The organism is Rahnella sikkimica (assembly GCF_002951615.1).
Taxonomy (GTDB): Bacteria; Pseudomonadota; Gammaproteobacteria; order Enterobacterales; family Enterobacteriaceae; genus Rahnella; species Rahnella sikkimica.
The window spans coordinates 4,615,927-4,640,000 of sequence record NZ_CP019062.1 but is presented as its reverse complement, the minus strand read 5'-3'; the positions used below and the strand labels follow the sequence as shown (position 1 = coordinate 4,640,000).

Genomic DNA, 24,074 nt, shown 5'->3' with positions numbered 1-24,074 from the left:
ATAGAACCTGAAACCGTGTACGTACAAGCAGTGGGAGCCTACTTTGTTGGGTGACTGCGTACCTTTTGTATAATGGGTCAGCGACTTATATTTTGTAGCAAGGTTAACCGTATAGGGGAGCCGTAGGGAAACCGAGTCTTAACTGGGCGTCAAGTTGCAAGGTATAGACCCGAAACCCGGTGATCTAGCCATGGGCAGGTTGAAGGTTGGGTAACACTAACTGGAGGACCGAACCGACTAATGTTGAAAAATTAGCGGATGACTTGTGGCTGGGGTGAAAGGCCAATCAAACCGGGAGATAGCTGGTTCTCCCCGAAAGCTATTTAGGTAGCGCCTCGTGAACTCATCTTCGGGGGTAGAGCACTGTTTCGACTAGGGGGCCATCCCGGCTTACCAACTCGATGCAAACTACGAATACCGAAGAATGTTATCACGGGAGACACACGGCGGGTGCTAACGTCCGTCGTGAAGAGGGAAACAACCCAGACCGCCAGCTAAGGTCCCAAAGTCATGGTTAAGTGGGAAACGATGTGGGAAGGCATAGACAGCCAGGATGTTGGCTTAGAAGCAGCCATCATTTAAAGAAAGCGTAATAGCTCACTGGTCGAGTCGGCCTGCGCGGAAGATGTAACGGGGCTAAACCATGCACCGAAGCTGCGGCAGCGACGCTTATGCGTTGTTGGGTAGGGGAGCGTTCTGTAAGCCGTCGAAGGTGGTCTGTGAGGGCTGCTGGAGGTATCAGAAGTGCGAATGCTGACATAAGTAACGATAATGCGGGTGAAAAACCCGCACGCCGGAAGACCAAGGGTTCCTGTCCAACGTTAATCGGGGCAGGGTGAGTCGACCCCTAAGGCGAGGCTGAAAAGCGTAGTCGATGGGAAGCTGGTTAATATTCCAGCACTTGGTGTTACTGCGAAGGGGGGACGGAGAAGGCTAGGCTAGCCGGGCGACGGTTGTCCCGGTTCAAGCGTGTAGGGGGGAAGAGTTGGTAAATCCGCTTTTCTGTATAACCCTGAGGCGTGATAACGAGCCACTACGGTGGTGAAGTAGTTGATGCCATGCTTCCAGGAAAAGCCTCTAAGCTCCAGGTAACACGAAATCGTACCCCAAACCGACACAGGTGGTCAGGTAGAGAATACTCAGGCGCTTGAGAGAACTCGGGTGAAGGAACTAGGCAAAATGGTGCCGTAACTTCGGGAGAAGGCACGCTGGCGCGTAGGTGAAGGGACTTGCTCCGGAGCTGAATCCAGTCGAAGATACCAGCTGGCTGCAACTGTTTAATAAAAACACAGCACTGTGCAAACACGAAAGTGGACGTATACGGTGTGACGCCTGCCCGGTGCCGGAAGGTTAATTGATGGGGTTAGCAGCAATGCGAAGCTCTTGATCGAAGCCCCGGTAAACGGCGGCCGTAACTATAACGGTCCTAAGGTAGCGAAATTCCTTGTCGGGTAAGTTCCGACCTGCACGAATGGCGTAATGATGGCCAGGCTGTCTCCACCCGAGACCAGTGAAATTGAACTCAGCTGAGTCTCGGAGATGGAGAACAGCCTGGCCATCATTACGCCATTCGTGCAGGTCGGAACTTACCGACAAGGAATTTCGCTACCTTAGGACCGTTATAGTTACGGCCGCCGTTTACCGGGGCTTCGATCAAGAGCTTCGCATTGCTGCTAACCCCATCAATTAACCTTCCGGCACCGGGCAGGCGTCACACCGTATACGTCCACTTTCGTGTTTGCACAGTGCTGTGTTTTTATTAAACAGTTGCAGCCAGCTGGTATCTTCGACTGGATTCAGCTCCGGGAGCAAGTCCCTTCACCTACGCGCCAGCGTGCCTTCTCCCGAAGTTACGGCACCATTTTGCCTAGTTCCTTCACCCGAGTTCTCTCAAGCGCCTGAGTATTCTCTACCTGACCACCTGTGTCGGTTTGGGGTACGATTTCGTGTTACCTGGAGCTTAGAGGCTTTTCCTGGAAGCATGGCATCAACTACTTCACCACCGTAGTGGCTCGTTATCACGCCTCAGGGTTATACAGAAAAGCGGATTTACCAACTCTTCCCCCCTACACGCTTGAACCGGGACAACCGTCGCCCGGCTAGCCTAGCCTTCTCCGTCCCCCCTTCGCAGTAACACCAAGTGCTGGAATATTAACCAGCTTCCATCGACTACGCTTTTCAGCCTCGCCTTAGGGGTCGACTCACCCTGCCCCGATTAACGTTGGACAGGAACCCTTGGTCTTCCGGCGTGCGGGTTTTTCACCCGCATTATCGTTACTTATGTCAGCATTCGCACTTCTGATACCTCCAGCAGCCCTCACAGACCACCTTCGACGGCTTACAGAACGCTCCCCTACCCAACAACGCATAAGCGTCGCTGCCGCAGCTTCGGTGCATGGTTTAGCCCCGTTACATCTTCCGCGCAGGCCGACTCGACCAGTGAGCTATTACGCTTTCTTTAAATGATGGCTGCTTCTAAGCCAACATCCTGGCTGTCTATGCCTTCCCACATCGTTTCCCACTTAACCATGACTTTGGGACCTTAGCTGGCGGTCTGGGTTGTTTCCCTCTTCACGACGGACGTTAGCACCCGCCGTGTGTCTCCCGTGATAACATTCTTCGGTATTCGTAGTTTGCATCGAGTTGGTAAGCCGGGATGGCCCCCTAGTCGAAACAGTGCTCTACCCCCGAAGATGAGTTCACGAGGCGCTACCTAAAATAGCTTTCGGGGAGAACCAGCTATCTCCCGGTTTGATTGGCCTTTCACCCCCAGCCACAAGTCATCCGCTAATTTTTCAACATTAGTCGGTTCGGTCCTCCAGTTAGTGTTACCCAACCTTCAACCTGCCCATGGCTAGATCACCGGGTTTCGGGTCTATACCTTGCAACTTGACGCCCAGTTAAGACTCGGTTTCCCTACGGCTCCCCTATACGGTTAACCTTGCTACAAAATATAAGTCGCTGACCCATTATACAAAAGGTACGCAGTCACCCAACAAAGTAGGCTCCCACTGCTTGTACGTACACGGTTTCAGGTTCTATTTCACTCCCCTCGCCGGGGTTCTTTTCGCCTTTCCCTCACGGTACTGGTTCACTATCGGTCAGTCAGGAGTATTTAGCCTTGGAGGATGGTCCCCCCATATTCAGACAGGATGTCACGTGTCCCGCCCTACTCATCGAACTCACAACGTATGCATTTTTGTGTACGGGACTATCACCCTATACTGTGCGACTTTCCAGACGCTTCCACTAACACATACCCTGATTCAGGTTCTGGGCTCTTCCCCGTTCGCTCGCCGCTACTGGGGGAATCTCGGTTGATTTCTTTTCCTCGGGGTACTTAGATGTTTCAGTTCCCCCGGTTCGCCTCATTACACTATGTATTCATGTAATGATAATGTGTCGAAACACACTGGGTTTCCCCATTCGGGTATCGTCGGTTATTGCGGTTCATATCACCTTACCGACGCTTTTCGCAGATTAGCACGCCCTTCATCGCCTCTGACTGCCTAGGCATCCACCGTGTACGCTTAGTCGCTTAACCTCACAACCCGAAGGTGTCTTAAAAGACATCATCGCGCTGCGATTATTTGAGAGACTCTGTTACAGACAGAATCACCACTCAGTACTTCTACGGAGAGTGATGTTCAGCTGTAAACTTTCAATTTTTCAGCTTGTTCCAGATTGTTAAAGAGCAAAATACTTCGCAGCATACTGTTTCCAATACACTCTGAAGTATTATTTAAAGGCTGTACGGTAATGGTGGAGCTAAGCGGGATCGAACCGCTGACCTCCTGCGTGCAAGGCAGGCGCTCTCCCAGCTGAGCTATAGCCCCATACAGTCACTTACAGATACCTTAATCACTAACACATCAGCTGATGAGTTAGCCAATTTGTTCTCAGGCAAGGCGGAGTCATATGAAGTTTGCTTGTGCAAACGAATATGATGACAACGCGGCATGAGGACGAATTGGTAGGCCTGAGTGGACTTGAACCACCGACCTCACCCTTATCAGGGGTGCGCTCTAACCACCTGAGCTACAAGCCTATTAAGGTATTTCTGCTCGTTACTTTCTATCAGACAATCTGTGTGGACACTGCACAATGCGTATCTTGAGGTAAGGAGGTGATCCAACCGCAGGTTCCCCTACGGTTACCTTGTTACGACTTCACCCCAGTCATGAATCACAAAGTGGTAAGCGCCCTCCCGAAGGTTAAGCTACCTACTTCTTTTGCAACCCACTCCCATGGTGTGACGGGCGGTGTGTACAAGGCCCGGGAACGTATTCACCGTAGCATTCTGATCTACGATTACTAGCGATTCCGACTTCATGGAGTCGAGTTGCAGACTCCAATCCGGACTACGACATACTTTATGAGGTCCGCTTGCTCTCGCGAGTTCGCTTCTCTTTGTATATGCCATTGTAGCACGTGTGTAGCCCTACTCGTAAGGGCCATGATGACTTGACGTCATCCCCACCTTCCTCCGGTTTATCACCGGCAGTCTCCTTTGAGTTCCCACCATTACGTGCTGGCAACAAAGGATAAGGGTTGCGCTCGTTGCGGGACTTAACCCAACATTTCACAACACGAGCTGACGACAGCCATGCAGCACCTGTCTCAGAGTTCCCGAAGGCACTAAGCTATCTCTAGCGAATTCTCTGGATGTCAAGAGTAGGTAAGGTTCTTCGCGTTGCATCGAATTAAACCACATGCTCCACCGCTTGTGCGGGCCCCCGTCAATTCATTTGAGTTTTAACCTTGCGGCCGTACTCCCCAGGCGGTCGACTTAACGCGTTAGCTCCGGAAGCCACGCCTCAAGGGCACAACCTCCAAGTCGACATCGTTTACAGCGTGGACTACCAGGGTATCTAATCCTGTTTGCTCCCCACGCTTTCGCACCTGAGCGTCAGTCTTTGTCCAGGGGGCCGCCTTCGCCACCGGTATTCCTCCAGATCTCTACGCATTTCACCGCTACACCTGGAATTCTACCCCCCTCTACAAGACTCTAGCTTGCCAGTTTCAAATGCAGTTCCCAAGTTAAGCTCGGGGATTTCACATCTGACTTAACAAACCGCCTGCGTGCGCTTTACGCCCAGTAATTCCGATTAACGCTTGCACCCTCCGTATTACCGCGGCTGCTGGCACGGAGTTAGCCGGTGCTTCTTCTGCGAGTAACGTCAATGCAGCGTGCTATTAACACACTGCCCTTCCTCCTCGCTGAAAGTGCTTTACAACCCTAAGGCCTTCTTCACACACGCGGCATGGCTGCATCAGGCTTGCGCCCATTGTGCAATATTCCCCACTGCTGCCTCCCGTAGGAGTCTGGACCGTGTCTCAGTTCCAGTGTGGCTGGTCATCCTCTCAGACCAGCTAGGGATCGTCGCCTAGGTGAGCCATTACCTCACCTACTAGCTAATCCCATCTGGGCACATCCGATGGCGTGAGGCCCGAAGGTCCCCCACTTTGGTCTTGCGACATCATGCGGTATTAGCTACCGTTTCCAGTAGTTATCCCCCTCCATCAGGCAGTTTCCCAGACATTACTCACCCGTCCGCCGCTCGTCACCCAGAGAGCAAGCTCTCCTGTGCTACCGCTCGACTTGCATGTGTTAGGCCTGCCGCCAGCGTTCAATCTGAGCCATGATCAAACTCTTCAATTAAAAGTTCGATTTGCTTAAACAAGTTAAGCGGTGCTCAAAGTTTACTTTCGTAATAATTCACTAAATGAATTACTGCTTGGTCACTCTAAGACTTGATATTTTTTGCCACCGAGGTGGCTGATATCGTCTTGTGAGTGCCCACACAGATTGTCTGATAAATTGTTAAAGAGCAGTGAGTTACGCGCTTTCGCTTGCTAACTCGAGGTGGCGTATACTACGCTTTCCTCATTCAGTGTCAACCGTTTATTTCATCCGGTTGCCGCTGTTTTTAATCTTTCCGACCTGGTTACTCCGTGATGTAGTTCACGTTGTTCCCTGTCGATGGAGCGGCATTATAGGGAGTTGGATTTGAATGGCAAGCGAATAAATGCAGTTTTATTTCGTTTGCCGTTTTTTTATCCAAAGAACCTTATTTCTGCCCTTTTGCTATAAAGGAAGGCAAAGCAGCAAGGCTTTCCAAGACTGCATCTGCCGCAGTTTCGCTTTCTGCAGTCACCGGCTTGCCTGTACGAACTAAAATCTTCGTTCCCACGCCAGCCGCCGCCGCTGCCTGCATGTCTTCCAGCTTATCGCCCACCATATAAGAAGAAGCCATATCAATATTGAGCTCTTCTTTAGCCGTCATAAACATACCCGGCAGAGGCTTACGGCAATCGCAAACCTGGGTAAACTCGTTAACGGTGCCTTCAGGATGGTGCGGACAGAAATAGATACCGTCGAGATCGACACCTCTGTCGGCGAGCGACCAGTCCATCCACTCGGTCAGCGTCATAAACTGTTCTTCAGTAAACTTGCCGCGCGCGATACCGGACTGGTTTGTCACTAACACCAATAAATAGCCCATCTCTTTAAGTTTGAGGCAGGCATCAATAACACCCTCGATAAACTGGAAATCATCGATTTGATGTACATAGCCATGATCGACATTCAAAGTCCCATCACGGTCAAGAAAGATTGCTGAAACAGGTTGTGCCACGAATTTGCTCCTGATGGCGGGTTAATGGCGTCAGTATCGCATGTTTTCAATGCGGGTGAGAATGCTAACCTGGTTGACTTAGACGTCTAGACGCCTTAGCATCCACGACATGCTTCGGGAATGTGCTCCCGCAGAGTTAATTTCACCACGTCACGGCAAAAAGACAGAATAAAAAATAATATGATTAAACTTTTAAACATCACCAAGGTTTTCCAGCAGGGTTCGCGCCAGATCGTCGCGCTCTCTGACGTGAGTCTTCACGTCCCTGCCGGGCAAATTTATGGCGTAATCGGCGCATCTGGCGCAGGGAAAAGTACGCTAATCCGCTGCGTTAATTTGCTGGAACGTCCGACCGAAGGCCAGGTGCTGGTCGATGGTCAGGACCTGATGTCCTTCTCCGAAAAAGCGCTGACCCGCGCACGTCGCCAGATTGGTATGATTTTTCAGCACTTTAATTTGCTGTCGTCACGTACTGTTTTTGGCAATGTCTCACTGCCGCTGGAGCTGGATAACCAGTCTTCTGCTGAAATCAAAAAACGTGTTTCCGAGCTGCTCAGCCTTGTGGGTCTGGAAGATAAGCATGATGCCTATCCGGCCAATCTTTCCGGCGGGCAGAAACAGCGTGTCGCGATTGCACGCGCCCTGGCCAGTAATCCTAAAATCTTGCTGTGCGATGAAGCGACCAGCGCACTTGATCCGGCGACTACCCGCGCAATTCTTGAATTGCTTAAGGACATTAACCGCCGTCTTGGTTTAACGATTCTGTTGATCACACACGAGATGGACGTCGTTAAACGTATTTGTGATCAGGTTGCCGTGATCAGTGATGGCAAATTAATCGAGCAGGATAAAGTGAGCGAGATGTTCTCACATCCTAAAACCCCGCTGGCACAACAGTTTATTCAGTCAACGCTGCATCTGGATATCCCGGAAGATTACGCCGTACGTCTGGTCCCTGAACCGGAAGCCGGTCGGGTGCCTTTATTACGTCTGGAATTTACAGGCCAATCCGTTGATGCACCGCTGCTTTCTGAGGCCGTGCGTCGTTTCGACGTAAACAACAATATTATCAGTGCGCAGATGGATTATGCCGGCGGCGTGAAGTTCGGCATTATGCTGACAGAAATGCACGGCGCAGAAGAAAACACTCAGGCAGCAATTCAGTTCCTGCATGAAAATCAGGTAAAAGTAGAGGTACTCGGTTATGTCTGAGCCAATGATGTGGTTAATGGGACGAGGAATTTGGGAAACTGTCATCATGACGCTGACCTCAGGCTTCTTCGGTTTTGTTCTGGGCCTGCCTTTTGGCGTGCTGCTTTATGTCACCCGTCCGGGTCAGATTGCAGAGAACAAAAACGTTTATCGCGTGATGTCCGCGCTGGTTAACATCTTCCGTTCAATACCTTTTATTATCCTGCTGGTCTGGATGATCCCGTTCACACGTCTGATCGTCGGGACATCTATCGGTTTGCAGGCGGCAATCGTTCCTCTGACGGTCGGCGCAGCGCCGTTTATCGCACGTATGGTTGAGAATGCGCTGTTGGAAATCCCAAGCGGCCTGGTGGAAGCCTCCCGCGCAATGGGCGCCACACCGATGCAAATCATCCGTAAAATCTTGTTGCCGGAAGCCTTGCCGGGTCTGGTCAACGCAGCCACTATCACGCTGATCACTCTGGTGGGTTATTCCGCTATGGGCGGTGCTGTCGGTGCCGGTGGATTAGGGCAAATCGGTTATCAGTACGGTTACATCGGTTATGACGCAACTGTAATGAATACGGTATTAGTCCTGTTAGTCGTTTTGGTGTATTTAATTCAGTTTTGTGGCGACCGCATCGTAAAAGCAGTCACGCATAAATAATGAAACAACAGCTGTAATAGCTAACCCTGCGAATAATTTTTATCCGCTTATTGAGGAAAGGACATGTCTAATAAATTTAAATCCATTGCAGTTGTCGGCGCGCTTCTGGGAACGCTGGCTTTAGTTGGTTGCGGGCCGAAAGAACAGGATCCTAACCATATTAAAGTGGGCGTTATTGTCGGTTCTGAACAGCAGGTTGCCGAAGTTGCACAGAAGGTCGCTAAAGAAAAATACGGTCTTGACGTAGAGCTGGTGACTTTCAACGACTACGTGCTGCCAAACGAAGCGCTGAGCAAAGGCGATATCGATGTCAACGCCTTCCAGCACAAACCTTACCTTGATCAGCAGATTAAAGATCGTGGTTATAAACTGGTTCCGGTCGGCAACACTTTCGTCTACCCAATCGCCGGTTACTCTAAAAAAATCAAATCTATCGATGAGCTGAAAGATGGCGATCAGGTTGCCTTGCCAAACGACCCAACTAACCTGGGCCGTTCATTACTGCTGCTGCAAAAACAAGGTTTGATCAAACTGAAAGACGGTGTTGGCTTGCTGCCGACTGTTCTGGATGTCACTGAGAATCCTAAAAACCTGAAGCTGGTTGAGCTGGAAGCACCACAACTGCCACGTTCACTGGATGACGCAAAAATCGCACTGGCTGTGATCAACACCACTTACGCCAGCCAGATTAACCTGACGCCAGAGAAAGACGGCATCTTCGTTGAAGATAAAGAATCTCCATACGTTAACCTGATCGTTGCGCGTGAAGACAACAAAGACGCTGAAAACGTGAAGAAATTTGTTCAGGCCTACCAGTCTGACGAAGTTAACGCTGCAGCGAACAAGATCTTCAACGGCGGTGCGGTGAAAGGCTGGTAATTCGCGAATGTCAGGAACTCAATATTCATCCTGATAATTACTCTCGCAATTATTCCTTTCACAAATAAATTCAAGGCGGGCTTATGCCCGCCTTGTTATTTCCTCAATACCTTGGTTCAATAACGCCACATTCTTTCCTGTAAACATATTAAAAAAGCAGAGGACATACCATGCGTGCTTTACCTCTCTGTTTGTCGGCACTTTTGCTGGCGGGTTGTTCCCTGACTCAACACACACAGCCAACAACCACTGCACCTGTTGTTAAAGCAGAGCCAAAACCTGTCAAACCAAAACCGGCTCCGGTTCGCCCTGCCCCCGTCAAACTGTATAAAGATGCAGAAGCTCTGGTCGGAACGCCTTTCCGCGATCTGGGTGAAGTTTCTGGTGAATCTTGCCAGAGCGATCAAAACGATACGCCGCCAAGCCTTGCGACCGCGCGTAAAAGAATGCTCACCCGCGCCTCTTATATGAAAGCAAACGCGGTGCTGCTGCATCAGTGCGAGATCGTCGGTGGCGTCCCGGGTTGCCACCAGCAGGCTATCTGTCAGGGTTCGGCCCTGAATGTCACGTTTAAATGACCTCATTTTCTTTTGAGCAAATAGGGACTATTCATTCGCCCTATAAAGAGAAGTTTGCTGTTCCGCGCCAGCCGGGCTTAGTTCAGGATGGTGGCGGCGAATTACATCTTCATGCCCCTTATAACCAGCCCGAGGCCGTACGCGGGCTGGAAGATTTCAGCCATTTATGGGTGATGTTCATCTTTCATCAGACGATGGACGGAGGTTGGCGCCCGACGGTACGTCCACCGCGCCTTGGCGGCAACGTCCGTACCGGCGTGTTTGCCACACGTTCAACCTTTCGCCCCAATCCGCTGGGCATGTCGCTGGTTGAACTGAAAGGCATTCACTGTCAGGGGCAGAGTGTGATTCTGCAACTCGGCAGTCTCGACCTCGTCGATGGCACCCCTGTTGTTGATATCAAACCGTATCTGCCGTTTGCGGAAAGCCATCCTGAAGCCCGTGCCGGTTTTGCCCAGCACGCGCCGCAAGCCGATATGGCCGTGGAGTTTCTCCCTCTGGCAGAGTTGCAACTTGCAAAACATGCGGGGAAATATCCGCATCTGCGCCGTTTTATTACACAGGTATTAGGGCAGGATCCACGTCCGGCTTACCGCAAAGGTGAATCTGCAGAAAGGTATTACGCCGTTCGCCTGCTGGAATTTAATGTCCGCTGGCGGGTTGTGGGTTCGCTGAATCAGGTATTGTCCCTCGACGAAGACTAAATTTCCTCTGCGTCTCTTTTGGCAACACCAACTCGCTGGTAAACTAAGCCACTTTTCACGTTTTGGCTGCCACTGGCAGCCCGATTGCAATTTGCAGTGCTAACGGAACCAACACATCATGCGTACTACTCAATATCTGCTCTCTACACTCAAAGAGACGCCAGCCGACGCAGAAGTCATCAGCCACCAGTTGATGCTCCGCGCAGGTATGATCCGCAAACTGGCCTCTGGCCTGTACACCTGGCTGCCGACCGGTTTACGTGTTCTCAAAAAAGTTGAAAACATCGTACGCGAAGAGATGAACAACGCGAACGCCATTGAAATGTCGATGCCCGTGGTTCAGCCCGCTGATCTGTGGCAGGAGAGTGGACGTTGGGAACAATACGGCCCGGAACTGTTGCGTTTCGTTGACCGTGGCGATCGTCCTTTCGTCCTGGGTCCAACTCATGAAGAAGTCATCACTGATCTGATCCGCAACGAAGTCAGCTCTTATAAGCAACTGCCGCTGAACTTCTTCCAGATTCAGACCAAATTCCGTGACGAAGTTCGCCCGCGTTTTGGTGTGATGCGTTCACGTGAATTCCTGATGAAAGACGCCTACTCGTTCCACACGACGCAGGAATCCCTTCAGGAAACCTACGACGCGATGTATGCGGCTTACAGCCAAATTTTCAGCCGTATGGGCCTGGATTTCCGTGCTGTGTTGGCTGATACCGGTTCTATCGGTGGCAGTGCGTCTCATGAATTCCAGGTGCTGGCGCAAAGCGGTGAAGATGACGTAGTGTTCTCTGACTCTTCAGATTTCGCTGCAAACATCGAATTCGCAGAAGCGCTGGCTCCGGCTGCACCGCGCGCAGCGGCTACGCAGGAAATGCATGTGGTGGAAACGCCGGATGCAAAAACGATTGCTGAACTGACAGAACAGTTCCAGGTTCCAGTTGAGAAAACGGTGAAAACCCTGATGGTGCACGCGACCGCGGAAAGTGGCCATAAGCTGGTTGCACTGCTGGTTCGTGGCGATCATGAACTGAACGAAATCAAAGCTGAAAAACTGCCACACGTCTCCGCTCCACTGACTTTCGCAACAGAAGCTGAAATCCGTGAGATCGTTGCAGCAGGTCCGGGTTCGCTCGGCCCGGTTAATTTGCCAATGCCAGTAGTCGCTGACCGCACCGTTGCCGCGATGAGCGATTTCAGTGCCGGCGCAAACATCGACGGTAAGCATTACTTTGGCATTAACTGGGATCGCGATGTTGCGCTACCAGAAGTCGCAGATATTCGTAACGTGGTTGCCGGCGATCCAAGCCCGGACGGTCAGGGTACACTGGTTATCAAACGCGGTATCGAAGTTGGCCACATCTTCCAGCTGGGTACTAAATACTCAGAAGCGATGAATGCAACAGTTCAGGGCGAAGATGGCCGTAATCAGGTCATGACCATGGGTTGTTACGGTATCGGGGTGACCCGCGTGGTCGCTGCGGCTATCGAACAGAACCACGATGACCGTGGAATTATCTGGCCGGACGCTATTGCTCCGTTCCAGGTCGCGATTCTGCCAATGAACATGCACAAATCTTTCCGCGTGAAAGATGCGGCGGAAGCGTTGTACAAAGAACTGCGTTCACACGGTATCGATGTGATCCTCGACGATCGTAAAGAGCGTCCGGGCGTCATGTTCGCAGACATGGAACTGATCGGCGTTCCACATCACGTTGTGATTGGTGATCGTAATCTGGATGCTGAAGAGCTGGAATACAAAAACCGTCGCAGCGGTGAAAAACAAATGATCAAACAAAGCGATATTGTTGAGTATCTGCTGAGCCAGATCCCGCGTTAATGTTTTAGTGACAAACGTTCGCCCATAAAAATGCCCGCATCGCGCGGGCATTTTTGTTTGTGCAATCCGATAAAAGCTAAAACCTAAGGGCAAACTTTATTGCCATCAAAGCTGATATTTTTATCTGCAACGACCGTCCGCTGCATCTGCCCCTCTTCCATTGACGGTTCTGTCATAAAGTGACCGTCCATCGAGATGAAGACTAACTGGTTCGGCGCTTTACGCGCTGCAAGATATCCGGCTTCCAGCGTTTTATTAGCGGACATTGGGAAGACTTTCCCTGTTCCACAATCTGTGAAAGTAGCCGCATCCGCACTGTATTGCATCATGCCGGTCAGTGCCATCGACGTTTTCGGCAAGTTCTGCTGCACAGGCTTCAGCGTATAGTTGAACGAGGAAATGATCGGCTCACCGCGCAGATCGAGCATTTCAAGATTTTCATCTTTCGGGTGGAAATAGCGCTTCTCACCACGGCTGCCGGTCAGCACCAGCTTATCCGCAGTACGCGCCCAACTGCCATAGCTGGCGAAACTTTGATCGCCCTCTTTGCTGCCCTGATACACTTCCTGCAGGATATAAGTCCCGTCCTGTTGCAGGAATAATGAGGTTTTTAAGCCGCTGCAATCTGCACAAGGCAGAACACCACTGTAACTTTGCTGCATCGCCTGAAGCGGTTTTTCATGATTCAAGGCAGCGGTGTGGCAGCCGAACAGTGACAGAGCCACAAGCGCCAGCACTGCCGTAATAATAATTTTTTTCACAGTTTCTCCCCTACTGCTATTTCTCTGTGCTGCGATAAAGACTGTCCTGCAACACGATTTAAGACTGACGAATTTTGCCCCGTAATGCTTTTGTCGCGCCTTTGCGCACTTTACTTTCTACGCGGCGAATTTTGGACCCTTTGGTCGGCTTCGTCGCCCGACGAGGTTTTTCCACCACCATCGCCTGTGAAATCAACGTGCTCAGCCGGGCCACAGCGGCTTCGCGGTTCTGCTCCTGACTCCGGTATTCCTGGGCTTTGATGATGACCCAACCGTCGGCAGTAATAGAGTGGTGATTGTATGCCAGTAACCGCTCTTTGTAATATTCTGGCAAACTCGACGCTTTAATATCAAAGCGTAAATGGATCGCCGTTGATGTTTTATTGACGTTTTGACCACCATTTCCCTGAGCGCGGATCGCCGTTAATTCAATTTCGCTGTCAGGGATTTCTAACTTTCCGGAAAGGATTAGCACACTGATTACCTTCCGTCTTTTCCGGCAAACTCTTTCCATTCAGAAAAATGAATTTCCAAATTACTCTGAGCGTCGGAAAGCCAAATAGTTCCGTCTTGTAACGTTGCCTGTAAATCCATGGTACGGCTGCCAAAAGCGGTCAGCTGAGTTAGGAGTTCATCTTCTAAATAACGGATGCGAAGGTTGTTAAAACCTCTGACTTTCCCTTCAATCTGTGACCACCAGACTTTCGCCGCCCGCTCACCATAAGCGTAAAGCACGACTTCACGCGATTGATTGCAGGCCTTTTTCAGTCGCTTCTCATCCGGCAACCCTAATTCAACCCATAATTCGATGCCGTTATGATCGTTTTTACGCCAGATTTCGGGTTCATCTTCCGCACTTAATCCACGGGTAAAAGTCAGGCGTTCGTCGGCATGATAAATCCAGGCCAGCAGACGCAGCATCATTCGTTGTTCTGTTTCTGAGGGATGCTGGGCCAAAGTCAGGTTGGCGTCATGAAAGAAATTACGATCCATATCAGCAATGTTGATTGCTGCTTTATAAATTGTTGCTTTTAGCGCCATGGGAAACCTCTTGATATCAGACGCACAGTGTACTTGAAAGCATCCTGCCTAAACCAGTTTTCACCCGAATGACCTTCTGAATAAAGGCTGTACGCAAACGATTTACCTTTACAGGCCTGCTAATAACTCACACTCTCCTGTGCTATAGTCGTTTAATACTGAGAGTTTATCTTTCTGCGCTTTCCTCAGAGGGATACGCTTTTTAGGGAGAACTTATGCAACAATACTGTGAGTTGGTACGTCGTAAATATTCTGAAATCGCCAGCGGCGATCTCGGATATGTGCCCGATGCGTTGGGTTGTGTATTGAAAGCATTGGACGAAGTGGCAGCGAATGCTGAGCTTCCGTCTTCCGTCAGGGACCAGGCGGCCTACGCCGCCGCTAACTTATTGGTGAGCGATTATGTCGATGAATGATGAGTACCAACCCATCAATTGTGATGACTACGATAATCTCGAGCTCGCCTGCCAGCATCACCTGGTTTTGACGCTGAAGCTGCGTAGCGGAGAAGTCGTTGAGGCAAAAGCCAAAGATCTGTTAATGCGCAAGAAAGTGGAGTATCTGGTGGTAGAGGCCAGCGGAGAACAACGCGATCTGCGGCTTGATCATATTGAAAGCTTTAGCCATCCGGAAATTGGCACGGTAGTTGTGAGCGCCGAGTAAGCGATAACCTCCGTCAATATGACTTAACGGGCAATCTCAGGGTTGCCCGTTTGCATTTCTGCATCAGCCCTATTTAAGCGGGGTCAGGCTGGCATAGTAGGCCGCCAGATCACTGATATCCTGCTCAGACAACGACGACGTAAATGCCTGCATGACGCCCGCCTGCCCACCACTGCGTTCTCCTTTCTGATAAGCGCGCAACGCCAGCGCCAGATAATCTTCATTTTGCCCGGCGAGATTAGGATAAATGGCATTAACCGCTTGCCCCTTTGCGCCATGGCAAGCCGCACAACTTGCCGATTTAGAATGACCACTAGCGCTGTTTCCCTGAGCCAGAGCCGTTGAACTCACCAACATCAACGCCAATACCCCTCCAATTGCACGCATCAGAACTCCCAGCATTACGTACCCCAAATTAACCACTTTCAATTTTATTGAGCAAACGACCACACCAGTCTCCATTGCCCTTCGTTATTTTCAGCCAGTGCCTGGCGGGTGATAAACCAACCGGGCGCCGCAATAAGCTGTTCATTGTAATAAACCAGCGGAATGCGATCCCGTTGCCAGGGCGGTACACCTAACTCGGACCACAGCTTTTTCGCCTGACGGGCACGATCGCGCCCGACCTTTTCGATCATCCCGGAAGCGTGGAAGCGAACGGTGATCGTTTCCCCGGCACGCGGCTGACGGATAATGAAGTTTTCACCGCCATCAGCCAGATCAGAATAAACAGATAAAACGCCCAGAGCGTCCGGCAACAAAAGCTTTTCAGCAGGATCCCAACTGATGACCTGATCTTTGAGGGAAGAGTATTGGGGTAACAAATACAGGCGCTGGCGAAAGCGTCGCACCACAAAACTCCCAAGCTGGAGCTGCGCTTTTGCATCTTCACGGCTCAACGCGACTTCATACCAAATTCTCTGAAGCTGTTCACGAGAAGGCATTTTTGCTCCCCGGCCAGCCAGCCAGCGGCGCAGTAGGGCAGAACGTCTTGCTGTCGAAAAACTCTCTATCCCCTCAACGGATAAGCTCCCCTGATCATCGGTTAACGCAATCAGGGACTCACCGAGCAGTTCATCAAGAAGAGCTTCCTGTTCCGCACATAATGAAGCGCTGCGGGCGGTCGATTGCGCAAAGTGCGGCCAGCGCGCATAGAGCGAAGGGAGAATATCGAGCCGCAGGAAATTACGATCAAAGCGAGCATCCTGATTACTGTCATCGTCGATCCACGTCAACTGGTGTTGATCTGCGTACTCTTCCAGCTGATCCCGACTGAGATCGAGCAACGGCCGCAAAAGGCGATAACCCAGCCCTGAACTGTCCGCACTCATTGCAGATAAACCCGCAGGGCCACTGCCGCGTTTAAGCGCCAGCAAAAACGTTTCACACTGGTCGTTAAGATGTTGCGCTGTCAGTAATACTTCGCCGTCTTGCAGTTGCGCTGAAAAAGCCTGATAACGCGCGGCTCTGGCCGCCGCTTCAATCCCGCCATCTTGGGCGTTGACCTGAACCTTTATAACGGAAAAACCGATATTCCGTTGCTGGCAAAAATCATGGCAATGCGTCGCCCAGTTATCCGCAAACTGGCTTAATCCGTGATGCACATGCAGCGCACGTAACTGTATGTCCGTGATCTGGCTGTCCCGCAACTGCGTAAGACCGGCAAGCAAAACGGTAGAATCCAGACCACCACTGAACGCCACGCAAAGTTTTCGCGCATGACCGATTTTATTGCGCAGGTGCTGTGCCAGAAGGAGTGCCGACGGATGAGGATTCATGAGATTACCGGGATTCGTAAAGCTCTAACGGCAGGCCGTCGGGATCGGTGAAAAAAGTAAACGGCTTGCCGGTATAAGGATCGGTTCTCACCGGTTCGCAAATTACACCCGCTTCATTCAGCGCACTGATGGACTGTCCGATATCTTCGACGCTGAATGCCAGATGGCGTAAGCCACAGGATTCAGGCCGGCTTGACCGCACAGGAGGATTCGGGAAACTAAACAGCTCAATGGTGTACTGGCCGTTCAATGCCAGATCGGCTTTCCAGGAGTCGCGTTCTTCACGGTAAAATTCACCAATTAGCGTAAAGCCAAGAATATCGCAATAGAAATGTTTGCTGGTCTGATAGTCAGATCCAATGACCGCGATGTGATGAATCTGGCGAAGTTTAAGCATGAGGATTTCCTGTTATTTCCTGCTGTGCACGTTACTCAGGGTGTTTGCAGACGTCAATAAAAAGCCCTCACGAAGAGGGCGGTTTGTTAACCCGCTTCCGGGAGTTTTAAAACTTTTACCAGGTAACGCCCGTCTTCTGTGAGACGGGTTCCATGAATATCCGTTTCAAATCCCGGATAACGCTCACCGATAGAACACAGCATGATCAGAAAATCGAGAACGGCGCGGCTCTCTTCAGTAATCATCTCACCGGGCATCACCACGGGAACACCCGGTGGATACGGCAAAATCATATTGGCGGACACTTTTCCAATCAGCTCGTCAATGTCACACTCATCGATATGCCCGCGCACCTGATGCTGGAACATTTCATACGGCGTCATTTTCATTTCCGGCAACACATCAAAAGCCTCGATCATCAGACGCGGAAGATCGTGGCGGACAATCAGTTTGTGGATCCCCTGAGCCAGATCCTGAATACGCATATTGCGGTAGAAATCCGGATCTTCCGCATAGAGATCCGGAAGCATATTTTTGACCCGAAGATTCAGATCGTAACTGCGTTTAAAATCGGTCAGCCCCCGCATCAGGCTCATCGATTTGGTTTTATCAATACCAATACTGAACAGGAAAAGCAGGTTGTACGGGCCTGTTTTCTCCACTACCACGCCACGCTCATCAAGGAATTTCGCCACCAGCGCCGCCGGGATCCCCTCGTCTTCGAGTTTGCCTGATTCATTCATGCCAGGCGTCAGGATCGTCACTTTGATCGGATCCAGATACATATGGTCGGTATCCGCATCAGCAAAACCATGCCAGTTCTGATCCGGATTCAGCGGCCAGCACTCGGCTTCATCAATATGTTCAGGTTGCCAGATATCAAAGAACCAGCCATCAGTTTCCTCACGCAGCCTTTGAATCTCTTTGCGAAAATGCAGCGCGCGTTCCACAGAACGGTTGATCAACCGTCGTCCGGGATTTCCGCGCAGCATAGCTGCCGCAGTTTCTGCAGATGCCACAATGCCGTAATTTGGCGATGTGGTGGTATGCATCATGTAAGCTTCATTAAAGGTGCTTTCGTTGTAGTCACCTTTAATGTGAATCATCGAAGCCTGTGAGAATGCGGCCAGCAATTTGTGCGTCGACTGCGTTTCATAAATCACTTTGCCGGGAACCCGCTCGCCGCTCATGCCGCTTTTGCCATCATAAATTGGATGGAAGTTGGTGTAAGGCACCCACGCGGAATCAAAGTGAATCGACGGCACATCCAGCGTGCTTTTAATGTAATCCGTGTTGTAAAGCAGGCCATCGTAGGTGGAATTGGTGATCACCGCATGCACAGGCCAGGTCGCATTTTCAGTTTGCGCGATCTTCTCTTCGATGCTTTCACGCGTGAATTCCCGTTGCGGGATCCCGCCCAGAATGCCGTAGGCATTGCGGTTCGGACGCAAATACAGTGGCACAATGTTGGTCATCATCATCAGATGCGTCAGGGATTTGTGGCAGTTTCGGTCAATCAGCACAGTGCTGCCCGCAGGCGCGGCATACATCCCAACAATTTTGTTTGCCGTGGAAGTGCCGTTAGTGACGATATAGCTTTGCTCGGCCCCAAACGTCCGCGCGATATATTCTTCCGCCTCTAAATGCGGGCCAGTGTGATCAAGCAGAGAACCGAGTTCGGTCACCGAAATCGACACATCCGCTTTCAGGGTTTTTGCCCCGAAGAAATCATAAAACAGCGTTCCGACCGGGCTTTTTAAAAACGCCGTCCCCGCCATGTGGCCCGGAGTACAGAAGGTATATTTCCCCTCTTCCACGTAGGTAAAAAGCGCTTTGGTCAGTGGCGGCGTGATCGTATCGATATATTCGTCGGTGTACTGGCGAATGCGCTTAGCAATATCATCGGCAGCCGCGAGTGCATACTCGAAGAAATACAGCACCATGCGCATTTCGTTGACATCAACGTCCAGCGTGGAATGTGTATTGATAAATGCATAAAGCGGCAGGTATTCATTCAGTTCATTGATTTCAGTACACAGCTCTTCGCTGTGCTGGTCCCAGTCAAAAATCGCCCCGCAGATACGGGCATTATTTTCGATGAGTTTCAGTAAGTCAGCGCGATCACGCGGGTAAATAATCTGGAATCCGAGAAGCGTCAGGGCGCTATCCAGTTCGCGGATTGGCTCTTCTTTGTAGTAAGCCCCTTCCGGGCGCATGATAGCGATAATATTCATCTGACAAATCCTTCTGTTATATGTCTCTCAGGCATTTATAGAAACACGGTTAGTGAATGCTGTGTACCCTTTACCGCTGAGTTTCGAGCAAATGTGGGATATTTAAGAATGCAGGAAAATCTGAGAGGAAAAAAACGGACAATAAAAAAGGCTATGCCGGAGCATAGCCTTTTCGCAATACATTGCTGAATCAGCAGTAGCCGTAAGTCATCAGACGCTGATAACGACGGTTACGCAGCTCTTCAGTGCTCAGCACATCCAGATCGCTGAGGTCAGCTTCCAGTTGAGCGCGCAGCGAAGCGGCCATTGCTTCAACGTTACGATGAGCGCCCCCCAGAGGTTCAGGGATCACGGAGTCGATCAGTTTCAGCTCTTTCAGACGCGGTGCAACGATACCCATTGCTTCTGCTGCCAGAGGGGCTTTATCTGCACTTTTCCACAGAATCGACGCACAGCCTTCCGGTGAAATTACCGAGTAGGTGCTGTATTGCAGCATGTTAACTTTGTCACCCACGCCGATTGCCAGAGCGCCACCGGAACCCCCTTCACCGATGACGGTGCAGATAACCGGTACGTTCAGGCGCGACATTTCGCGCAGGTTACGGGCGATAGCTTCAGACTGACCACGCTCTTCTGCACCCACACCAGGGTATGCACCCGGAGTGTCGATGAAGGTGATGATTGGCAGTTTAAAACGTTCGGCCATTTCCATCAGGCGTAACGCTTTGCGATAACCTTCCGGTGCAGGCATACCGAAGTTACGGCGGATTTTCTCTTTGGTTTCACGGCCTTTTTGATGACCAATGATCATCACAGCACGTTCGCCCAGACGAGCAATCCCGCCAACGATAGCTTTATCGTCTGCGAATGCACGATCACCGGCCAGTTCATCAAAATCGGTGAAGATATGTTTGATGTAGTCCAGGGTATAAGGGCGACGAGGATGGCGCGCCAGTTGGGCAATCTGCCAGGCGCCCAGATCAGAGAAAATCTTACGGGTCAGTTCAACGCTTTTCTCGCGCAAGCGTGCAACTTCTTCGTCCAGATTAATATCTAATTTTTCGTCTTGACGGCTGACTGCAGTCAGCGAGTCAATTTTCGCTTCCAGTTCCGCAATCGGCTGTTCAAAATCAAGAAAATTCAGACTCATAGCATTCCTATTTTAGTCAAATTCCAGTTCCACCTGCTCACTACCGACCAGGCCTCGCAAATCCAGCAACAGTTTGTCTGTTGGCGTTACACGCCATGACGCCCCGAATCGCAGCCGGGCTCTTGCATTTTCTCGTTGGTAATACAGATGCACTGGTATCGTCCCCGATCGGTGAGGTTCCAACGATTGGCGGAGACGGTTCAAAAGCTGGTCATCAATTTGCCTGTCAGTCAGCGAGATAGCAAGACCGCGAGCATATTTTTCCCGTGCTTCACTGATGTCCATTACATCGCGGGCCATCATTTTAAGCCCGCCACTGAAGTCATCAAAGCTGACCTGTCCTGTGGCGATAAGGATACGGTCTTTTTCCAATAAATGCTGGAATTTTTCCAGCGCTTCGGTGAACAACATCACTTCAAGACGACCGGAACGGTCATCAAGCGTACAGATCCCAATGCGGTTACCGCGTTTGGTGACCATGACCCGTGCGGCGAGAACCAGCCCCACAGCGACAGCCATTTTGCCCCGATCCGTCGGGTGCATATCTTTCAAACGCTGGCCGCCGCCATAACGTTCAATTTCTTTCAGATACTGCGTGATCGGATGCCCGGTCAGATACAAGCCGAGCGTTTCCCGCTCGCCGTCGAGCACCGTTTGTTCCGGCCACGGCATCACGTTTGCGTAAGATTTCTCAACCTGTTCAGGCGCTTCGGCCAGAACACCAAACATATCGACCTGACCAATCGCTTCGGCTTTCGCGTGCTGATCGGCGGCTTTCAGCGCGTCACTGAGTGAGCTCATCAGCGCGGCACGGTGTGGCCCAAGCCGGTCAAAAGCCCCGGACATAATCAGTTTTTCGAGGATGCGTTTGTTCAGTTTTTTGACGTCGGCCCGCGCGCACAAATCAAACAGCTCTTTGAAATAGCCGCCTTCATTACGCGCTTCAATAATCGCTTCAATCGGGCCTTCACCCACACCTTTGATCGCCCCAATGCCGTAAACGATTTCACCTTCGTCGTTGACGTGGAAGTGATACAGCCCGCTGTTGATGTCCGGCGGCAGGATTTTCAGGCCCATACGCCAGCATTCATCCACCAGCCCGACCACTTTCTCGGTGTTATCCATATCAGCGGTCATTACCGCCGCCATAAATTCGGCCGGATAGTGCGCTTTCAACCACAACGTCTGGTACGACACCAAAGCGTAGGCGGCGGAGTGAGATTTGTTAAAGCCATAACCGGCAAATTTCTCTACCAGGTCAAAGATCTTAATCGCCAGTTCGCCGTCGACGCCGCGTGATTTTGCGCCATCTTCGAAGCCGCCGCGCTGCTTAGCCATTTCGACCGGGTTCTTCTTACCCATTGCGCGACGTAACATATCTGCGCCGCCCAGCGAGTAACCCGCCAGAACCTGCGCAATCTGCATGACCTGTTCCTGGTACAGGATGATGCCATAGGTCGGCTCCAGTACCGGTTTCAGGGACTCATGCTGCCACTGAATATCAGGGTAAGAAATTTCTTCACGTCCGTGTTTACGGTCGATGAAGTTATCCACCATCCCCGACTGCAATGGACCTGGGCGGAACAGCGCCACCAGTGCGATCATATCTTCGAAGCTGTCGGGCTTGAGGCGTTTAATCAGATCTTTCATGCCGCGGGATTCAAGCTGGAAAACTGCTGTGGTTTCCGAGCGTTGCAGCATGTCGAAACTTTTCTTGTCATTAAGCGGGATCGCTGCGATATCCAGCGGCGCCTCACCGGATTTCGCCCGGCGGGCATTGATCATCGCCAGCGCCCAGTCGATGATCGTCAGCGTACGCAGACCCAGGAAGTCGAACTTAACCAGCCCCGCATATTCCACGTCGTTTTTGTCGAACTGTGTGACCGGATGATTACCTTCCGCATCGCAATAGAGCGGCGCAAAGTCGGTAATTTTCGTCGGCGCGATGACCACACCACCGGCGTGCTTACCGGCATTTCGAGTGACGCCTTCGAGCTGGCGTGCCATATCAATCAGCGACTTAACTTCTTCATCCGCTTCATAAATCTCTGGCAACTGCGGTTCAGCAGCAAACGCTTTTTCCAGCGTCATACCCGGATCCGGCGGGACTAATTTCGAAATACGATCGACAAAACCGTAAGGGTGTCCCAGCACGCGGCCAACGTCACGGATAACCGCTTTCGCCGCCATCGTACCGAAGGTAATGATCTGCGAAACCGCTTCACGACCGTACATTTCTGCGACATGATCGATGACCCTGTCGCGTTTTTCCATACAGAAATCGACGTCAAAGTCAGGCATGGAAACACGTTCAGGGTTAAGGAAACGTTCAAACAGGAGATCGAATTCAAGCGGATCCAGATCGGTGATTTTAAGGGCATAAGCCACCAGTGAACCTGCACCGGAACCACGTCCCGGCCCGACCGGCACGCTGTTATCTTTCGACCACTGGATGAATTCCATAACGATCAGGAAGTAACCCGGGAATCCCATCTGGTTGATCACTTTCAGTTCGATATCCAGACGTTCGTCATATTCAGGGCGGCGTTGTACGCGGACTTCAGGGTCTGGGAACAATGACTGGAGGCGCTCTTCCAGCCCGATTTTTGATTTTTCGACCAGGAAATCTGCCGTGGTCATTTCACCCGTGGGGAATTGCGGCAGGAAATATTCGCCAAGGCGAATCGTAACGTTGCAGCGCTTGGCAATTTCCACGCTGTTTTGCAATGCTTCCGGGATGTCTTCAAACAGTTCGCACATTTCATCTTCACTGCGCATGTACTGCTGCGCGGTGTAGTTTCGCGGACGTTTAGGATCATCAAGTGTAAAACCATCGTGGATCGCAACACGAATTTCATGGGCGTCAAAGTCAGTCGGCACCATGAAACGCACGTCGTTGGTGGCCACGACAGGCAAACCGCGCTCCGTCGCCAGCGCCACGGCGGCATGCAGGTAGTTTTCTTCCTCTGCGCGGCCGGTGCGGATCAGTTCAAGATAATAGCGATCGGGGAAATATTGCTGATAGAACTCCAGGCATTGCTCAACCTGCAGATCATTCCCGCGGATCATGAACTTGCCGACATCACCCATTTTCGCGCCGGAAAGCAGGATCAGCCCTTCGTTCAGCTCAGCCAGCCACTCACGGTCAACAATCGGGCCAGCCGCGCCATAGCCGCGCTGATAAGCACGGGAAATGAGCAGGGTCAGGTTCTGATAACCCTGATTGTTCATCGCCAGAACGGTCAGTTGCGCGAGTTCATCGCCGAGGATTTCACTTTGTACATTCAGGTCTGCGCCGATAATCGGCTTAACGCCCGCACCGTGAGCCGCACCGTAGAATTTCACCAGCCCGCAGAGGTTGGTAAAGTCGGTGATCGCCAGAGCAGGCATGCCGAGTGACGCTGCGCATTTCACCAGCGGACCCACTTTTGCGAGGCCATCCACCATGGAATAGTCGCTGTGTACGCGCAGATGAATAAAACGAGGTTCGGCCATATCCAGAGTCCAGAAATATGTGAATTATGAGTTTATGTGCCCCACCGTTTTATAAAAAAGT

General features: G+C 51.2%; 18 protein-coding genes, 2 tRNA genes, 1 rRNA gene and 1 other annotated feature (1 of these 22 running past the window's edge). Of the genes, 8 read left to right on the top strand and 13 right to left on the bottom strand.

Annotation, left to right across the window (positions count from 1 at the left end):
- Positions 1-3,544: a sequence feature (most likely nonfunctional fraction of RNA operon), on the bottom strand (it extends 502 nt beyond the left edge of the window).
- Between the two features lie 216 nt (positions 3,545-3,760).
- From BV494_RS21465 to gmhB, 4 genes are all read right to left on the bottom strand, one after another.
- Positions 3,761-3,836 (bottom strand) — tRNA-Ala (locus BV494_RS21465).
- Positions 3,837-3,971: 135 nt separating this feature from the next.
- Positions 3,972-4,048: transfer RNA gene (locus tag BV494_RS21460), tRNA-Ile, on the bottom strand.
- Between the two features lie 71 nt (positions 4,049-4,119).
- A 16S ribosomal RNA gene (locus tag BV494_RS21455) occupies positions 4,120-5,662 on the bottom strand.
- A 409-nt stretch (positions 5,663-6,071) separates the two neighbouring features.
- A complete protein-coding gene (gmhB, locus tag BV494_RS21450) occupies positions 6,072-6,638 on the bottom strand; it encodes a D-glycero-beta-D-manno-heptose 1,7-bisphosphate 7-phosphatase (protein ID WP_104924649.1) in 567 nt (188 codons plus the stop codon).
- Between the two features lie 180 nt (positions 6,639-6,818).
- Between gmhB and metN the strand changes: the two genes are divergently transcribed.
- From metN to proS, 6 genes are all read left to right on the top strand, one after another.
- The gene (gene metN, locus BV494_RS21445) at positions 6,819-7,850 is read left to right on the top strand and encodes a methionine ABC transporter ATP-binding protein MetN (RefSeq protein ID WP_104924648.1); all 1,032 of its coding nucleotides are present in this window, start codon (positions 6,819-6,821) and stop codon (positions 7,848-7,850) included.
- On the top strand, positions 7,843-8,496 hold the full coding sequence (locus BV494_RS21440; protein WP_104924647.1) for a methionine ABC transporter permease MetI: 654 nt from the start codon (positions 7,843-7,845) through the stop codon (positions 8,494-8,496). The genes metN and BV494_RS21440 overlap by 8 nt, the downstream gene beginning before the upstream one ends.
- 63 nt (positions 8,497-8,559) lie before the next feature.
- Positions 8,560-9,375 (top strand): MetQ/NlpA family lipoprotein, encoded by an 816-nt coding sequence (locus BV494_RS21435; RefSeq protein WP_104924646.1) that lies wholly within the window; start codon positions 8,560-8,562, stop codon positions 9,373-9,375.
- Between the two features lie 170 nt (positions 9,376-9,545).
- A complete protein-coding gene (gene rcsF / locus BV494_RS21430) occupies positions 9,546-9,953 on the top strand; it encodes an envelope stress sensor lipoprotein RcsF (RefSeq protein WP_104924645.1) in 408 nt (135 codons plus the stop codon).
- The gene (gene tsaA / locus BV494_RS21425) at positions 9,950-10,657 is read left to right on the top strand and encodes a tRNA (N6-threonylcarbamoyladenosine(37)-N6)-methyltransferase TrmO (protein ID WP_104924644.1); all 708 of its coding nucleotides are present in this window, start codon (positions 9,950-9,952) and stop codon (positions 10,655-10,657) included. Before rcsF ends, tsaA begins: the two co-directional genes overlap by 4 nt.
- A 118-nt stretch (positions 10,658-10,775) precedes the next feature.
- Positions 10,776-12,494: a proline--tRNA ligase gene (gene proS, locus BV494_RS21420; protein ID WP_104924643.1), complete on the top strand. Its 1,719-nt coding sequence runs from the start codon at positions 10,776-10,778 to the stop codon at positions 12,492-12,494.
- An 83-nt stretch (positions 12,495-12,577) separates the two neighbouring features.
- Here proS and nlpE read toward each other — a convergent pair whose 3' ends face one another.
- The 3 genes from nlpE to BV494_RS21405 are packed head-to-tail and all read right to left on the bottom strand — an operon-like array spanning position 12,578 to position 14,296.
- Complete coding sequence (gene nlpE / locus BV494_RS21415) at positions 12,578-13,255, bottom strand: envelope stress response activation lipoprotein NlpE (RefSeq protein WP_104924642.1); 678 nt, start codon at positions 13,253-13,255, stop codon at positions 12,578-12,580.
- Between the two features lie 58 nt (positions 13,256-13,313).
- Positions 13,314-13,769 carry an alternative ribosome rescue aminoacyl-tRNA hydrolase ArfB gene (gene arfB / locus BV494_RS21410; protein ID WP_439958369.1) on the bottom strand — a complete coding sequence of 152 codons (456 nt, stop codon included), beginning with the start codon at positions 13,767-13,769 and terminating at the stop codon, positions 13,314-13,316.
- Positions 13,736-14,296 carry a YaeQ family protein gene (locus tag BV494_RS21405; protein ID WP_104924640.1) on the bottom strand — a complete coding sequence of 187 codons (561 nt, stop codon included), beginning with the start codon at positions 14,294-14,296 and terminating at the stop codon, positions 13,736-13,738. The genes arfB and BV494_RS21405 overlap by 34 nt, the downstream gene beginning before the upstream one ends.
- 215 nt (positions 14,297-14,511) lie before the next feature.
- On the opposite strand from BV494_RS21405, the gene BV494_RS21400 reads away from it, so the two are divergent.
- Complete coding sequence (locus tag BV494_RS21400) at positions 14,512-14,712, top strand: YaeP family protein (RefSeq protein ID WP_015696108.1); 201 nt, start codon at positions 14,512-14,514, stop codon at positions 14,710-14,712.
- Positions 14,699-14,959, top strand: coding sequence for a Rho-binding antiterminator (rof, locus tag BV494_RS21395; RefSeq protein ID WP_101079200.1), 261 nt, complete (start codon positions 14,699-14,701; stop codon positions 14,957-14,959). The genes BV494_RS21400 and rof overlap by 14 nt, the downstream gene beginning before the upstream one ends.
- A 69-nt stretch (positions 14,960-15,028) precedes the next feature.
- Here rof and BV494_RS21390 read toward each other — a convergent pair whose 3' ends face one another.
- The 6 genes from BV494_RS21390 to dnaE form a co-directional block, all read right to left on the bottom strand.
- Complete coding sequence (locus tag BV494_RS21390) at positions 15,029-15,346, bottom strand: c-type cytochrome (RefSeq protein WP_104924639.1); 318 nt, start codon at positions 15,344-15,346, stop codon at positions 15,029-15,031.
- Positions 15,347-15,390: 44 nt separating this feature from the next.
- Complete coding sequence (gene tilS, locus BV494_RS21385) at positions 15,391-16,737, bottom strand: tRNA lysidine(34) synthetase TilS (protein ID WP_104924638.1); 1,347 nt, start codon at positions 16,735-16,737, stop codon at positions 15,391-15,393.
- Between the two features lie 4 nt (positions 16,738-16,741).
- Entirely contained in the window at positions 16,742-17,134 is a 393-nt protein-coding gene (locus tag BV494_RS21380; RefSeq protein WP_104924637.1) for a VOC family protein, read from the bottom strand.
- 86 nt (positions 17,135-17,220) lie between these two features.
- Entirely contained in the window at positions 17,221-19,368 is a 2,148-nt protein-coding gene (locus BV494_RS21375; RefSeq protein WP_104924636.1) for a lysine decarboxylase LdcC, read from the bottom strand.
- 190 nt (positions 19,369-19,558) lie between these two features.
- Positions 19,559-20,518, bottom strand: a complete 960-nt coding sequence (accA, locus tag BV494_RS21370; RefSeq protein WP_101079205.1) for an acetyl-CoA carboxylase carboxyl transferase subunit alpha — start codon at positions 20,516-20,518, stop codon at positions 19,559-19,561.
- 12 nt (positions 20,519-20,530) lie between these two features.
- Complete coding sequence (gene dnaE, locus BV494_RS21365) at positions 20,531-24,013, bottom strand: DNA polymerase III subunit alpha (protein WP_104924635.1); 3,483 nt, start codon at positions 24,011-24,013, stop codon at positions 20,531-20,533.
- Positions 24,014-24,074: the final 61 nt, after the last annotated feature.